This window comes from Parabacteroides sp. AF17-28 (assembly GCF_003479205.1).
Taxonomy (GTDB): Bacteria; Bacteroidota; Bacteroidia; order Bacteroidales; family Tannerellaceae; genus Parabacteroides; species Parabacteroides acidifaciens.
Window position 1 is genome coordinate 75,049 of sequence record NZ_QUGV01000004.1, and the last position, 15,300, is coordinate 90,348.

Annotated in this window: 11 protein-coding genes and 1 riboswitch; of the genes, 9 read left to right on the plus strand and 2 right to left on the minus strand. The window is 47.0% G+C overall.

What is annotated here, in order from left to right; all coding sequences use genetic code 11:
- Positions 1 to 21 precede the first annotated feature (21 nt).
- Entirely contained in the window at positions 22 to 1,536 is a 1,515-nt protein-coding gene (locus DWW90_RS03875; protein WP_115497709.1) for an arylsulfatase, read from the minus strand.
- A gap of 143 nt (positions 1,537 to 1,679) precedes the next feature.
- Here DWW90_RS03875 and DWW90_RS03880 point away from each other — a divergent pair, with 143 nt between their 5' ends.
- The 3 genes from DWW90_RS03880 (at position 1,680) to DWW90_RS03890 (ending at position 5,553) form a co-directional block, all read left to right on the plus strand.
- Positions 1,680 to 2,618, plus strand: a complete 939-nt coding sequence (locus DWW90_RS03880) for a nitronate monooxygenase family protein (RefSeq protein WP_122344177.1) — start codon at positions 1,680 to 1,682, stop codon at positions 2,616 to 2,618.
- A gap of 64 nt (positions 2,619 to 2,682) precedes the next feature.
- Positions 2,683 to 4,254: an ATP-binding protein gene (locus DWW90_RS03885; RefSeq protein WP_222940330.1), complete on the plus strand. Its 1,572-nt coding sequence runs from the start codon at positions 2,683 to 2,685 to the stop codon at positions 4,252 to 4,254.
- A gap of 51 nt (positions 4,255 to 4,305) precedes the next feature.
- Complete coding sequence (locus DWW90_RS03890; RefSeq protein ID WP_122344070.1) at positions 4,306 to 5,553, plus strand: BamA/TamA family outer membrane protein; 1,248 nt, start codon at positions 4,306 to 4,308, stop codon at positions 5,551 to 5,553.
- Here the strand turns inward: DWW90_RS03890 and DWW90_RS03895 are convergent, their stop codons facing one another.
- Complete coding sequence (locus tag DWW90_RS03895) at positions 5,554 to 8,109, minus strand: DUF5686 and carboxypeptidase-like regulatory domain-containing protein (RefSeq protein ID WP_122344071.1); 2,556 nt, start codon at positions 8,107 to 8,109, stop codon at positions 5,554 to 5,556.
- A gap of 130 nt (positions 8,110 to 8,239) precedes the next feature.
- Positions 8,240 to 8,337: riboswitch (TPP riboswitch) on the plus strand.
- 21 nt (positions 8,338 to 8,358) lie between these two features.
- On the opposite strand from DWW90_RS03895, the gene thiD reads away from it, so the two are divergent.
- From thiD to DWW90_RS03930, 6 genes are all read left to right on the plus strand, one after another.
- Positions 8,359 to 9,198, plus strand: coding sequence for a bifunctional hydroxymethylpyrimidine kinase/phosphomethylpyrimidine kinase (thiD, locus tag DWW90_RS03900; protein WP_122344072.1), 840 nt, complete (start codon positions 8,359 to 8,361; stop codon positions 9,196 to 9,198).
- Positions 9,195 to 9,794, plus strand: a complete 600-nt coding sequence (locus DWW90_RS03905) for a thiamine phosphate synthase (RefSeq protein ID WP_122344073.1) — start codon at positions 9,195 to 9,197, stop codon at positions 9,792 to 9,794. Before thiD ends, DWW90_RS03905 begins: the two co-directional genes overlap by 4 nt.
- Positions 9,785 to 10,522 (plus strand): thiamine phosphate synthase, encoded by a 738-nt coding sequence (locus DWW90_RS03910; protein ID WP_122333363.1) that lies wholly within the window; start codon positions 9,785 to 9,787, stop codon positions 10,520 to 10,522. Before DWW90_RS03905 ends, DWW90_RS03910 begins: the two co-directional genes overlap by 10 nt.
- Positions 10,523 to 10,537: 15 nt before the next feature.
- Complete coding sequence (gene thiC / locus DWW90_RS03915) at positions 10,538 to 12,244, plus strand: phosphomethylpyrimidine synthase ThiC (RefSeq protein WP_122333362.1); 1,707 nt, start codon at positions 10,538 to 10,540, stop codon at positions 12,242 to 12,244.
- A gap of 1,522 nt (positions 12,245 to 13,766) precedes the next feature.
- The gene (locus tag DWW90_RS03925; RefSeq protein ID WP_122344075.1) at positions 13,767 to 14,828 is read left to right on the plus strand and encodes a Gfo/Idh/MocA family oxidoreductase; all 1,062 of its coding nucleotides are present in this window, start codon (positions 13,767 to 13,769) and stop codon (positions 14,826 to 14,828) included.
- 92 nt (positions 14,829 to 14,920) lie between these two features.
- Positions 14,921 to 15,175, plus strand: a complete 255-nt coding sequence (locus DWW90_RS03930; protein ID WP_122344076.1) for a hypothetical protein — start codon at positions 14,921 to 14,923, stop codon at positions 15,173 to 15,175.
- The last annotated feature ends 125 nt before the right edge of the window (positions 15,176 to 15,300 follow it).

Below are 15,300 nucleotides of genomic sequence, written 5' to 3' on the forward strand. Positions count from 1 at the left end.
TGGCAAAGGTAGCCAATTCTACTAAAAATTGGTCTTTTTACCGGTTTCTCTTTTTAATTGTTCAAAACGCATCATCATCTGCCGCAGGCGGCGCGGTTCTTTTGTTGCCAGATTATTCTGCTGCCCCGGGTCCTCTTTGACGTTATACAATTGGTAGCAATCGCTAAAGCCTGCAAATTCAGCTTCTTCCTTGTCGCCATAATAATCCGGATAAGGCGGGATCATCACCCAGTCTCCCTGACGGAAAGCATAATTATAATAACCTTCAATCACCAGTTCACGACGTCCCTGATCACTATTGCCCAAAAAGACCGGCAACGTGTTCTGGCTATCCGTCTTATCCGGATAAGCCTGTCCCGTGAGTGCTGCCAACGAGGCCAAAAGATCCATCTGGCAAACCAAAGCATCCGATACGCCCGGTTTAACCACCGCCGGCCAGCGGAGCAGGAAAGGAATACAAGTTCCTCCGTCATACAAACTCGTCTTGCCACCCCGGTAAGGCCCGGCAATCTTATGGTTACCGACCAACTCGACCGCTTGATCCTGATAGCCGTCGTCCAGAACAGGACCGTTATCGCTTGAGAAAATAACCAACGTATTCTCCGTCAGTCCGAGCCGGTCCATCTCTTTCAGAAACTCCGTCACACACCAATCCGCTTCCAGAATCACGTCTCCACGCGGTCCCATACCGGATTTACCGGCAAACTTCTGATTCGGCACGCGGGGCACATGCGGCTGATGCAATCCGTAATACAGGAAAAACGGCTTGTCCTTATTTTCCTTCATGAAAGTCTTGGCTTTTTCAAGGAAAAGTTCTGCCATATCTTCGTCTTTCCATTGAGCCGCCTTTCCGCCTTTCTGGAAACCGATACGGGGAACGCCGTTCACAATCGCTCCGGCATGCCCTACGCTCGGATGCATACGCAACAGCTCCGGATTATCCTTACCGGTCGGTTCGCCGGGGAAGTTTTCCCGATAGCTGACATACAAAGGATCGTCCGGCTGCAAACCGACACCTTTGCCGTTTTCAATAAAGATACAGGGAACCCGGTCATTGGTTGCCGCCTGGATAAACGAATAGTCATAACCGATTTCTTTCGCTCCCGGATAGACCGTTTTATTCCAGTCTACCGCTCCGTCGCCCAATCCCAAATGCCATTTGCCGACCGAACCGGTCACATAACCGGCCTGCTTCAGGACTTTCGGCAATGTCACCTGCTGCGTATTGATAATCAATGCTGCATTTCCCGGAAGAATCTTGGCTTCCGTGTTTGTCCAGGGATAAAGACCGGTCAACAGGGAATAGCGGCTCGGCGTAGAAGTCGCCGCCGTACAATAGCCTTGTGTAAAGCGCAGTCCTTCATTGGCGATCCGGTCCATGCCGGGAGTACTGATGGCTGTCGCGCCGTAACAACTGAGGTCTCCATATCCCAAATCGTCGGCAACAATTACGACGATATTCGGCTTCTGCGGCGAAGTCTGTGCCAGAAGCGGTAAAGAGAAAGCACCCATCAAGGGGAGTAAACAGTGTTTCATTTGCTTATTTTGTATTTGAGCGTTAGATTATAACAGTCTTAACTTAAAACATGTAATAATCCACAAATATAATGATAGTAGTGAAATGCTGTTACACATTTTTCGCTAATATTGCACTTGTACAAATAAAATTATTGATGAAAATGAACAGAATTTGCGAACTTTTCGATATTCAATATCCGATTATACAGGGTGGAATGGTTTGGTGCAGTGGTTGGAGGCTTGCTTCCGCAGTCAGTAATGCAGGCGGTTTAGGTCTGATCGGCGCCGGTTCCATGCACCCGGACGTGTTGCGTGACCATATCCGCAAATGCCAGGCTGCGACCGACAAGCCTTTCGGGGTAAATGTGCCTTTGATGTATCCGGAAATCGACGCATTAATGAATATATTGGTAGAGGAAAATGTAAAGATCGTTTTCACCTCTGCCGGAAATCCCAAAACATGGACCGGATTTCTGAAGGAACACGGAATGAAAGTCGCCCACGTAGTCAGCAGTTCCAAGTTTGCCGCCAAATGCGAACAGGCCGGTGTCGACGCCATAGTTGCCGAAGGCTTTGAAGCCGGCGGACATAACGGGCGTGAAGAGACAACCACGCTATGCCTGATTCCGGCGGTACGTCGCGCGACCACTCTCCCGCTAATGGCTGCCGGAGGCATCGGAACAGGCGATGCGATGCTGGCAACTTTCGCCTTAGGGGCCGAAGGTGTACAAATCGGAACCCGTTTTGCCCTGACGAAGGAAAGCTCGGCACACGAAAACTTCAAGAACCTCTGTCTGAACCTGAATGAAGGCGACACGAAGCTCCTGTTGAAGAAACTCTCTCCCACCCGTCTGGTCAAAGGTGATTTTACGACAGCTGTCGAAGAAGCCGAGGCCCGTGGCGCTTCCGTCGAGGAAATGAAAGAGCTGTTAGGAAAAGGACGTGCTAAAAAAGGTATTTTCGAAGGGAACCTCCAAGAAGGCGAACTCGAAATCGGTCAAGTAGCATCCTTATTCCGGGAATCGCAAACTGTAGCAGAGGTCATGAAAGAGATTTTGGATGATTTTCAAGCAGGAGTGGAAAAATTGAATCATTTTTAATATTATCTTTGCAAGCAAGAATTAAGGGATTCAAACAAATAATTAACGTACTTAAATTAACGCTATGAGTATTATTGTTCTAATACTGATTGTTGAAACAGCACTTTGTATCATACTTCTGTTATCCTGGATCAGAAACAAGAAAAAGCAAGCGGCATATAAAGCCAGAGAAGCCGAAATTACGGACTTTCAGTTATTCTGCCTGAATATATTGGACAATATGCCTTTCCCTGTACTTGTCAAAGATATCAACGATGATTTCAAATATAAGTTTTGGAACAAAGAAGCTGAACTTCAATCCGGCAAAAAGCAAAGTGAAGTATTGGGGCATTCCGATATCGATATCTTTGGTGAAGAGCGTGGTTTGAGATACCGGAAAATAGACGAGCAATTGGTAAAAGATAAAAAAGAATATCGCTCGGAAGAGGATTATCTTACTCCTGATGGGGTTTTACACAAAACAATTGTGAGCAAATCGGTTGTATCGTTAGGGAATGACCATTGGCTTCTCATTGCCCGTTGGGACATTACCAAGATAAAAGAATACGAACAAGAATTAATTCAGGCAAAAGAGAAACTGGAAAATGTCATCAAGACACAGGATCTGGTGCTCAACAGCATTAATTTCGGACTTGTTTATGTAGACAAAAACTATGTTGTGCAATGGGAATCAACAGCCAGCCTGAATAATATAGCTAAAGGACGGAGGTATATAGCAGGAAAAGTGTGTTACGAAACTGTGATGGGACGTCAGAGTCCTTGCCCCCATTGCGCATTAAGTGATACGGTTGAGAAAGGCAAACCTGTTCGTCACGAGATAACCGAAGGGGATACGACTATCGAGATCAGCGCCATACCGGTCTACTCAAACGACGGAAGCGAAATGTTGGGCGGCTTGATGAAGCTCGAAGATATTTCGGATAAGAAACGGATCGAACATTTGCTCTATGAAGTAAAGAAAGCGGATGAAGCAAACCAACTGAAATCAGCTTTCTTAGCAAATATGAGCCACGAAATCCGTACGCCATTGAATGCAATTGTCGGCTTCTCCAATCTTCTGGCCGAAACCGACGATCCCGAAGAGAAGAAAGAATTTGTTCATATCATTACATCAAATAACGAGTTATTGCTCCAGCTGATCAATGACATCATCGATATGTCCAAGATAGAAGCGGGAACACTTGATTTTAACTATTCCGACACGGATATTAACCTGTTGATGGAAGACCTCTGCCAGCAAATGCAGCTGAAAAATCAAAGGCCGGACAGTGTTAAGATCGAATTTGTACAAAAGCAGCCGGAATGTATTATCCATACGGACCAAAACCGTGTTATGCAGGTAATGATTAACTTTATGACCAATGCCATGAAATTCACAGAACAGGGCAGCATTACCTTCGGTTATGAAAAATCCGAAAAAGACATCTATTTTTTTGTTAAAGATACCGGAATCGGAATCCCTGCCGAAAAGAAAGACAAAGTATTCGAACGCTTTGTCAAGCTGAACACTTTCGTCCAGGGAACAGGGCTTGGGCTTCCTATTTGTGCCATGATCATCGAGAAATTCGGAGGAATAATAGGTGTGGATTCCAAGGAAGGCGAAGGGTCCACTTTCTGGTTCCGGTTGCCAATCTGATTTTGAACTGATTTTTTTTGTACTTTTGCTACGTACAAACTAAAAAAGTCAATGCTTAAACGTCTATTTGTATCTGCAGGAATTCCCTTTTTTGTTCTGTCTTTATCTGTTAAAGCTCAAGAACAAGGTCATGTTATTACGACAGATAGCACAGCCCGGAAAGAGGTTATCACCGTTGACGGTGTGGAACTGAACGAAAGGCAATTAAAACGCTACTACCGTCAACAGCGTAAAGACTCCATTCGTGCACATAAAAATATATGGTGGTCCGTTCTCGGAGGGCCATCTTATACACCGGAAGCTTCATTCGGTGTTGGAGGTGCAGTCTTAGCCAGTTTCCGGATAAACAAACAAGATACTGTTTCACAACGGTCCTTTCTGCCTGCCGGTCTGAATCTGTCGCTGAACGGAACAATCGTTGTTGCCGGTGCGGGAACATTTTTCTTCAATGAAAACCGTTTTCGCATTTACGTAAGTTATGGTTACAGGAATGAACCTTCGCATTACTATGGCAAAGGATTTGAAAAGGCTAAAAATCTGGAACGGAGCGATTCGACGACCAAATTCCACCGAAACTATTTCCAACTGTATCCGCGTTTTGTATGGGAAGTACGGCCCCATTTCTATTTAGGCGGCCTGTTCGATCTGAATTATACACGGGCATCGGATATAAATCCGGTAATGGAAGAAGATCCTTATTTCCGGAAATTTAAAAGCAAATATTTCAATGTCGGTATCGGCGGGCTCATCCAATATGATACCCGTGATGATGTTGCAACTCCTACACGAGGGATGTTGTTAGGTACAAACGTCAAATTGTTTGGAAAATATCTCGGAGGTGCTTATAATTATGAAATCATCGAACTCGAATATCGCCAATTCAAGAACGTATTCCGTCCGCGCAGTACGCTCGCCTGGATCGCCAAAAGCCAAATCGGCATGGGAGATATTCCTTTTACGGAGTTGCCGACATTCGGTTCTCCCTTCGACCTTCGCGGCTATTATATGGGCAAATACCGGGATAAATCGATGGCTTACGGAATTGTCGAATATCGCCATATGTTCGGTTCACCGGCAAAGTACAAAAGCGGCAACTTCTGGGCGAAATGCGGTTTTGTAGCCTGGGCCGGAACCGGGACGATCGGAGAAACTCCTTTTGACTGGAACAAGTGGAAATTCAATTTCGGAGCCGGACTCCGTTTCCAGATGCAGCCGGGAAAGAATTTCAGGCTGGATATCGGCAAAGAGCCCGGACAACCGGGTATGCAGGTCTATATGAATATGACGGAAGCATTCTGATCAGAACGACAGTCGCATCATAAAACGAACGCCCTTCGTCTGGATACCCGGATTATCACGATAGTTCAGACGCCAGACATAATCCAGACGAAGGAACTTTAAGATGTTTTCCACACCGACACTGGCTTCCATATAAGGCGCTTTTCCCAATGTATAAGTATCGTCGGGGAAGAGATATAAGCCGTCTCCACCATTCATCGGATTATTCTTTTCAGTCAGATGTCCCCACAAGCCGCGGAAACAGAAAACTTCCCTCCATTTCAACTTCTTTATCATCGGTATGCGGTTCAACAGGTTACCATTCATGTAATAAGTTAAATCCCAGGAAGCATATTCATCGTTGATAAACTCCATCGCGTTCATATTCGTATATGACTCCGGCTGGATCGTATAAGAAAGGTTGGCATTCGGCAAGATCAACAATGGATAAGGTACTTTGTTCCAGACTTTTCCCGCTTTGGTTATAATATCGATATAACCGAAAGCCGAGAACCAGAAACGTTTCTGAATGCCGATATCCGTACGCTGGTAATCGTACGACGACCCCAACAGGTTTTTCTTCGCCATCACATGGCTGAAATTGAAGATCAGCGCATCGAAAGTAATCGGGTAACGAAGGTTACGCGTCTGATAGAACTTCTCATCCTTTGCATAACGGAATTTCAGTTCCAACTCCGTCATGTCATAACTCTTAGTGGGTGTTATAATCCCATCCGGACCAATACGGTCGAATACAGCATACTCGGTAGCATATTCACGGCGGTTACGGACAACAGCCCCATAAGCCAAACCATTATAATGCTCATGATAGTAAGTCAACTCGGCCTGCCGCAAATAAGTGGCACGCGTATCTTTCTGACGTTTCCACGCCAGGAACATATTATCTTTGCTGGCATACATATATTGCTGTCCCAACTGGTTGATGTCGTACATGTATTCCAGACGGATCGAGTTCAACGGGAACTCCTTACGATATTCCTTACGGTCGTTGAACGAATATTCGACAAGAGCGTCATATTTCAGTTTTTCATCTTTTGTCCCATACGCCATATAGCCGTCAAAGAACAAGTTTTTACTGAATGCCGTCGTCGTTGTTCCTCCCACACGGAAGCGGGCTCCTTCGATCGCATTACCACTGATCGCCGTATTCATCGGACCAAACTCGAATTTACTTTTCAACGGGTCCTTATTGGTCGGGATATAACCGGAAACGAGGATCGATACGACCTGTTCCGTTATGTAAAAGATCGGAACGGAGCGGAATTTTGCCATCAGCTTCTCGACGGAATTGGGATTCTTCTTAATCCCCTCTTCCGGACGGTTGCTTATCCAGAATTCATCCGTCTGCCGATACGCTTCTTTCAGCGTAATAACAGGCGCACTCTCCTTGAACACCTGGGCCTGTTCGGCATCCGGCTCCTCAAACGACTGGTTGCTGTAAACATTCAGGCGCCGCGCATACATTCCTTTAGACTTTTCGCTTAACTTGAAATTGACATTGATATCGTCTTTCGTAATGATACGGGTACTGTCCGGCGTACGTTCGAACGTCTGTTCGATTGTCATTCCGGATACGAAGTTCAAGTTGATATCTTTGGGAACGTTAAGGATCGCTTTCTGCACAAAGAACGTGGAGTCGAGCGTGACAAACAGATGCCCGGTAAAACCGAATGTCTCCGAATTGAAGGGGACAAACCCCAGATCAACGCAGTTCCGCCCGTTCACCTCCAACGTGTCGAGCAGATAATATTTGTAATAGTTCGGTCCGATTGTGGAAAGCGGGCTTACAAACCGTTGCAGAAACAAAGGAATATCGTTTTTAAAGATATCGACTTCCCGGAAAACCTCGTTCAGGAACTGCTGGATACCGTCGCGGGAGAATATTTCATCCACACCGGATGCTTTGCTGCCTTTGACAACCCGTTTTTCCGACTTCGGCTCTTTGCGATAATATACCGTTTCGACCTTTTCCCTTTCCGAAACCGGTAGAATAGTCGTACCGACATCAAGTGTATCGACAAAATCAACCAGGAAATCAAACTTGCCCGGCTTTCCGTCTTTTTTAGGTTTAGGATGGAAATCGTTCATCGCAAAGACCATCTTCTCATACTGATCGTATTGAAAATAGTCATGATTACGAGGGTCATTGCTTTCACGTGAAGCAATCACCTGTTTTACAAAGGTCACAGCCGGATTCTCCTTTTTGCTGTATTTCTCCTTTTTCGGCTTGACAACGACCTCATTCAACGCGATTCCGTTCGGCGCTAATTGTATTTTCAGATTATTGGTCCTGCCCGGAGTGACTCCCACTTCTTTTGTATCATATCCCAGATAGGAAACAACCAAGGTTCTGTTGGCATTCGGAGTAGAGAATGTGAAATTCCCGTCCCCGTCAGTTGCCGTTCCTATCGTCGTTCCTTTGAATATAAGAGATACATAAGGTAATCCTTCCCCAGTAATCGAGTCGGTCACTATTCCTTTTATTATCGTATTCTGTCCATTTGCTATCCATACCACAAATAAGGATGCCAGCAAAAAAACAATCTTTTTCCCCATCACAATTTTCTATCCTTAGATTTTTACTTTATCCCTAATTAAACGCTGCAAAAGTATAACAGTTTATTTTTACAGAGTGTTCCAAAACGTGCACATAATCTTCCAATTGAAAAAAATTCTTTCTACCTTTGCCTGTTGAAAGGGGTGCCATACTGTAAACGGGCTGAGATTATACCCTGTGAACCTGATGCGGGTAATGCCGCCGTAGGAAAAAACAGACAAGGCTTTTCCCTCCTTTTTTATATATAAATGAAAACAAACACAATGTTTCGCTATCCGGTAGCACTCACAATTGCCGGCTCAGACAGCGGCGGCGGTGCAGGAATACAGGCGGACCTGAAGACATTTTCAGCATTAGGCGTATTCGGAGCTTCTGTAATAACATCCATTACCGCCCAGAATACAACGGGTGTAAGGGGGATACAGGCTGTTTCGCCGGAAATAGTGGAAGGACAGATAAATGCCGTATTCGAGGATATAACGGTCGATGCCGTAAAAATCGGGATGTTGCATAACCGGGAAGCTGCCAGGATTGTAGCCTGTGCGATCGACCGTTTTTCGCTTTCAAAAGTAATTCTCGACCCTGTCATGATTTCGACAAGCGGCAGCAAGCTGATGGAAGACGAGACGATCGAAGTCATTGTAAACGAATTGTTCCCTAAGGTCATGTTAGTGACTCCGAATATAGACGAAGCTGCTTTCCTGTCAGGCATGCCGATACGGAATGAAGAAGAGATGGAAAAAGCCGCTCAAGAGCTTTTAGCCCGGGGATGCCGTTCCGTCCTGATGAAAGGCGGCCATCTGGAGGGAAGCGAAAGGGCCGATATCCTGTTCACGAAGGATGCAGCCCCTCTCCGACTGGTTGTCCCGGCTGTTCAGACACAAAACACGCATGGCACGGGATGCACACTGTCTTCCGCAATTGCTGCTTATATGGCTTTGGGAAAAGAATTGCCGGATGCCGTAAGCTTGGCAAAAGAGTACGTAACAGCCGCTCTCGAGGCCGGTGCCGATGTGCAAACCGGACACGGGCATGGACCTATGAACCATCTGTTCGCTCCCGTTCCGTTGATAAAAATAAAAGCATGAAAAAGCTGATTGTAATCACGACACCGGGCTTCTTTCCGGGAGAAAACATCATTCTCACCCGGCTTTTTGAAGAAGGAATGCAATCTCTCCACCTGCGTAAGCCGGAAGGAAAGATTGACGAACTGCGCCGACTGCTGGATAAGATACCGACCGTCCACTATCCGAAAATCGTGCTCCACGACTGCTTTTCGCTGGCAACAGATTACGGCTTGGGGGGCGTGCACCTGAACCGGCGTAACAGCCTGGCGCCATCCGGCTTCAAGGGGACGGTCAGCCGTTCCTGCCATTCCATCGAGGAAATCCGACACTACCAGTCGCTCGACTATCTCTTCCTGAGCCCTATCTTCCGGAGCATCTCGAAAGAAGGATACGGAAGCGGTTTTGCAATGGAAACCTTACAACAGGCCTCCGATGCCGGAATCATAAACGAAAAGGTTTTCGCCCTTGGCGGCATAGACCTCGCCACTCTCCCGTTGCTCCGCCCTTTCCGTTTCGGAGGAGCGGCCGTGTTGGGCGCGCTTTGGGGAGAACGTCCGTCGACAGACAAACAGGATATTATTATCACACAATATAAAAAACTACAAGCATGGAATTAGACAATTATTTAGAGAGCTGCGCCGGCAGAGGCCGGTATGCTTGTTTCACCGGCCAAAACCGACTTATGTTCATCACGCATCGTACAAACAAATATACAGAGCTGGATGAGATCAAGATGGTAATCAAAGGCGGTTGCAACTGGGTTCAGCTCCGCATGAAAGACAATCTGAACCTTGAAGTCGCCAAAGAAGTTTCGCACTTCACCCTGTTCAAAGGCGGTTTAGATTGTGTCTGCTGCCTGGACGACAACCTGGAAATGGCAATCAAAGCCGGTATCCATTGCGTCCATTTAGGGAAAAACGACATGCCGGTATCAGAAGCCTGGCGGATCATCATCGAAAAAGGCTTGGACGACCTTTTCCTTGTCGGCGCAACGGCAAACACCTTCGAGGATATTTTGAAGGCGGACCGGGAAGGCGCTTCTTACATCGGCCTGGGGCCGTACCGTTTTACCGAGACGAAAAAGAACCTGAGCCCCGTGTTAGGATTGGAAGGATATCAAAAAATCATGGAACAATATAGGGAAGCCGGTCTCGAAATTCCTATCTTTGCCATCGGAGGCATTCAGTTTGAAGATATTGCCCCCTTGATGGAAACAGGGATAGAAGGTATCGCCGTCTCCGGAGCGATCATCAATGCCGATGATCCGGTGGAAGAAACACGCCGTTTCATCAGGGAGATCAACAAACACAAGCCGGACCCTTGCAGGGACGATTCAGAAATATAAAAAACATACAATACAATGGCAAGTAAAAACAGAATACGCATTACCTATCCTTCATCGGAAAAGATCTATGTTCCCGGCAGCATCCACAAGATAAATGTGGGCATGCGCAAGATCAAGATACTGGATACCGTCACGCGTGGTGAAGACGGAGAACTGATCCACAAAAAGAACAATCCCGTAATCGTTTACGACACCAGCGGTCCGTTCTCGGACGCTAAAATCACAGTCAATACGCAGAACGGCATTCCCCGCATCCGCGAATCCTGGTATGCAGGGCGCAAGGATCTGGTACAATTGGAAGAATTGACTTCCGACTACGGCCGCCAGCGTTTGGCAGACCCGTCGCTGGACGCCATCCGTTTCCCGAAACACCATCTGCCTTACCGGGCGAAGCCGGGCAAGAACATCACCCAGATGTATTATGCAAAAAAGCGTGTGATCACACCCGAAATGGAATACGTGGCAATCCGCGAGAACCAACAAATCGAAGCCCTCGGCCTGAAATCCTATATCACACCGGAATTTGTGCGCAAGGAGATTGCCGCCGGACGCGCCATCATCCCGGCAAACATCAACCACCCGGAAGCCGAACCGATGATCATTGGCCGGAAGTTCCTGGTCAAGATCAACACGAACATCGGAAACTCCGCCCTTTCGTCCGGCATCAACGAAGAGATCGAAAAGGCCGTATGGAGTTGCAAATGGGGAGGCGACACGCTGATGGACCTTTCCACCGGCAACAACATCCACGAGACGCGCGAATGGATCATCCGCAATTGCCCTGTGCCGATGGGAACAGTCCCTATCTACCAGGCTTTGGAGAAAGTGGACGGAAAAATCGAAGACCTGAGTTGGGAGATTTACCGCGACACGCTGATCGAACAGGCCGAACAAGGCGTCGACTACTTCACCATCCACGCCGGCCTGCTGAAGAAACACGTCGAACTGACGCAGACGCGTCTGACCGGTATCGTTTCACGCGGAGGCTCGATCATGGCCAAATGGATGCAGATTCATAATGAAGAGAACTTCCTTTATACCCATTTCGCCGAAATCTGCGAAATCCTGAAGATGTATGATATTGCCGTCTCGATCGGCGACGGTCTCCGTCCGGGTTCCATCTATGATGCCAATGATGCCGCCCAGTTTGCCGAACTGCATACGATGGGCGAGTTGACACAGATCGCCTGGGACCAGTTCGTACAGGTCATCATCGAGGGACCGGGCCACGTCCCCATGAACAAGATACAGGAGAATATGAAAGAACAGCAATATGCCTGCCACAACGCTCCGTTCTACACATTAGGCCCGTTGACAACCGATATCGCACCGGGTTACGACCATATCACATCCGCAATCGGAGCCGCCCAGATCGCTTGGCACGGGACGGCGATGATCTGCTACGTCACCCCGAAAGAACATCTCGGGCTGCCGGACAAGGAAGACGTCCGTACAGGTGTTGTCGCCTATAAGATTGCCGCCCATGCCGCCGACCTGGCCAAAGGGCATCCCGGCGCACAAGTGCGCGACAATGCCTTGAGCAAAGCCCGCTTCGAGTTCCGTTGGAAAGACCAGTTCAACCTGTCGCTCGATCCGGAACGCGCCCTCCAATACTACAAGGACAGCGCCGTGACGGATGGCGAATACTGTACGATGTGCGGCCCGAACTTCTGTGCCATGCGCCTGAGTAAGGACTTGCATAAAGAAGATTGCGGGAAGTAGATAGCCCGCCTTTGGATACGGTAAATGATGATTTAACGGTGTGTTTGCTCGTATTTACCGGACGCAGACGGGCGCAGATTACACAGAGGAACGCAGACTTATTTTCTTTTAAAGCAATAAATGATCTGCGTTCCTCTGCGTCGTCTGCGAAATCTGCGTCCGGTAATACAAACATAGCGTCTTACCGATAAATCATCATTTATTGTTTCAAATCTGGCAAGTTTTGAACCTCCTGCAAACCTGATGAAAATATACAATATCCCCCCTTTCCTGCCGTTTTTCTATTTCATCCGAAATCTTGATCGATTTTGGATTGACTCTTTTCACGTTTTAAACTCCCCTTTCTGACAATAGGAAAAACGAGGTGCGCAGTCCGTTCCGGAAAGCGTGCAATTTGATTGCTGAAAATCAGAAACACCGACAATGTGATAAACCTTAACTCCCGGAGAATCGAATATTTGAAAATAAAACGGACGGCGTCCCAAATATCTCAAGGAAATTCAGGTGCTTTTTTGCCCTAAAGACGGTCCTCTTTTCAATTACGACCGTCCTAATCGCCATTACGACCGTGCTAATCTTCGCGAGGTGCCGAGTGCACTACACATTAGCACGGTCGTAATGGCAAAGAGGACGGTCGTAATTGCTGGAAACGCTCAAAAAAGAGGAAAAAGTTCCTTTTTAAGGTCTAAAAAGCGGATTAACATTTGTTTTGTTTCGGATGTCTTTTGAACCTAAAAAATGCGTTTTTTACAATAAGACCCCCTGCCGCAGGCTCTCTTTTGCCATTGATTTCAATCAATGGGTTGACGCTTTAGCGTGTCATTGCGGGCTTGACCCGCAACCTTATACTACACTGATTTACAATGATTAGTATGAGATGGCGGGTCAAGCCCGCCAGGACACAGACGCTATAAATAGGACTTTTGGCACATCCCCAAGCTCTAAAACCGTTTGGCAAAAGAGAGTCTGCGGTGGGGGCTTATTGTATAAAACGTGTTTTTCAGGTCCAAAAAGAGGTCCTAATTCAAAAAATGTCAACCCAATTTTCAGCTGTCAAAAAGGGGCTTTTTCCTGTGATTCGGCACCTTATCGCCATAAAGAGGGACTTTATCGCTCTGATCCGGAACTTTGTTGCCTTGAAGTCAGACTTCATATAGTACGAAGTCAACCTTCAGAGCGATGAAGCGTTACTTCACGGCAATTTTCTGCGCACCTCACGGCAACAAGTCCCCAAAATTTCCTTGGGATATTTGGAACGCCGTCCGCATTTGTTCGCAAATATTCGATTCTCCGGGAGTTAAGCTTTATCACATTGTCGGCGTTTCCACCTTTCGGTAATCAAATTGTACGCTTTTCGAAACGGGCTGCGCAACTCATTTTTCCTATTGTCATTCGATCTGATTAAAACCGTGAAAAGAGTCAATCCAAAATCGACCAAGATTTCGGACGAAATAGAAAAACGGCTGAAAAGGGGGGTTATTGTTTAATATAATATTTATATCTTCGCAAAAAAAGCATCATTATGGATAAGATCAAAACAGGTTTGGCAGCCTTCGGTATGTCCGGGCAAATATTTCATGCTCCGTTTATCAGCACGAACCCGGCTTTCTGTCTGACGGCAATCACAGAGCGCAGTAAGGAACTCTCGAAAGAACGCTATCCGTCGGCACGCATCGTGCGCAGCTTTGACGAATTGATTGCGATGGACGAACTGGAACTGATTGTCGTCAACACGCCCGACAGCACGCATTATGACTATGCCCGCCGTGCGCTGGAAGCCGGAAAGAACGTGATTGTGGAAAAGCCTTTCACGGCGACAGTCCGACAGGGGGAAGAACTCATTGCGCTTGCCCGCTCCAAAGGGTTGGCCCTAAGTGTGTATCAGAACAGGCGCTGGGATTCGGATTTCCTGACGGTCAAAGAGATTTTAGACAAAGGAGTGTTGGGACGCCTCGTCGAGTTCGAATCGACCTTTCCGCGCTATCGTAACTTTATCAAGCCCGGAACGTGGAAAGAGACCGGCGAGATGGGCGGCGGCCTGACCTATAACCTCGGGGCGCATGTCATCGACCAGGCTGTCCAGTTGTTCGGCGTGCCGGAAGCTATTTTTGCAGACATAGATATTATCCGTACCGGCGGACTGGTGGACGATTACTTTGTGATACACCTACTTCGCCCCTCCAAAGCGCCACATGTGAAGGTGACGCTGAAATCGAGTTACCTGATGTGTGAACCGGAACCCCGTTTTGTGCTGCACGGCACGGAAGGTTCGTTTGTCAAATACGGTCTGGACCGGCAGGAAGCCGATCTGAACGAAGGCCTGATGCCCGGCACTGCTAATTGGGGAGTGGAAGACGAAAGCATCTGGGGCCTCCTTCATACGGAAAAAGACGGCAACATCGTCCGCCACAAATATCCCAGTCTTGCCGGAGACTACGCCGGCTTCTACGACAACATCCACCGTCACCTCCGCCTCTCCGAACCGCTCCTGACGGACGCCGCCGGCGTATTGCCCGTCATCCGCCTGATCGAAGCGGCATGGGAAAGCAGCAAGGAGGGGAAAGTTGTTAAAATCGGAAAATAAGAGAAGCTTAAGAAATAGTCCGGTTTTATACGGACTATTTCATTTGATATACTTATATTTGCAACTGTATCAACATATAATATAACTACAATATGACAACTATGGAATTAAATGCAATGAAGCAGCTCTTGATCGAAGATATTCTGGATATAGATAATCCGGAGTTGATTCCTTATCTGAGAAGGGCTTTAGATAAATTCAAAAACATGAATGTTATCCCAAGAAAACGTCCTTGTGTCTACACGCACGAAGAACAGCTGGAAATACTTCGTCAATCATTGGAAGATGATAAAAATGGGTTAGGAATTTCAACAGAAGAGCTTGAAGAAGAAATGAAAACATGGTAAAACCCCTAAACCCGACGTGGTTACCCCAAGCCAAGAAACAACTAAAAGATATTATAAAAATCGCTGCCATTTTCGATTGTCGGCAAAATCCATCCAACCTGAATAAGATGTTGAAGTTATAAGTA

Coding starts and splice junctions, on each gene's coding strand:
- DWW90_RS03885 (WP_222940330.1), top strand. CDS start 2,683: ATGAGTATTATTGTTCTAATACTGATTGTTGAAACAGCACTTTGTATC.
- thiC (WP_122333362.1), top strand. CDS start 10,538: ATGGCAAGTAAAAACAGAATACGCATTACCTATCCTTCATCGGAAAAG.
- DWW90_RS03925 (WP_122344075.1), top strand. CDS start 13,767: ATGGATAAGATCAAAACAGGTTTGGCAGCCTTCGGTATGTCCGGGCAA.
- thiD (WP_122344072.1), top strand. CDS start 8,359: ATGAAAACAAACACAATGTTTCGCTATCCGGTAGCACTCACAATTGCC.
- DWW90_RS03895 (WP_122344071.1), bottom strand. CDS start 8,109: ATGGGGAAAAAGATTGTTTTTTTGCTGGCATCCTTATTTGTGGTATGG.
- DWW90_RS03890 (WP_122344070.1), top strand. CDS start 4,306: ATGCTTAAACGTCTATTTGTATCTGCAGGAATTCCCTTTTTTGTTCTG.
- DWW90_RS03905 (WP_122344073.1), top strand. CDS start 9,195: ATGAAAAAGCTGATTGTAATCACGACACCGGGCTTCTTTCCGGGAGAA.
- DWW90_RS03875 (WP_115497709.1), bottom strand. CDS start 1,536: ATGAAACACTGTTTACTCCCCTTGATGGGTGCTTTCTCTTTACCGCTT.
- DWW90_RS03910 (WP_122333363.1), top strand. CDS start 9,785: ATGGAATTAGACAATTATTTAGAGAGCTGCGCCGGCAGAGGCCGGTAT.
- DWW90_RS03880 (WP_122344177.1), top strand. CDS start 1,680: ATGAACAGAATTTGCGAACTTTTCGATATTCAATATCCGATTATACAG.
- DWW90_RS03930 (WP_122344076.1), top strand. CDS start 14,921: ATGACAACTATGGAATTAAATGCAATGAAGCAGCTCTTGATCGAAGAT.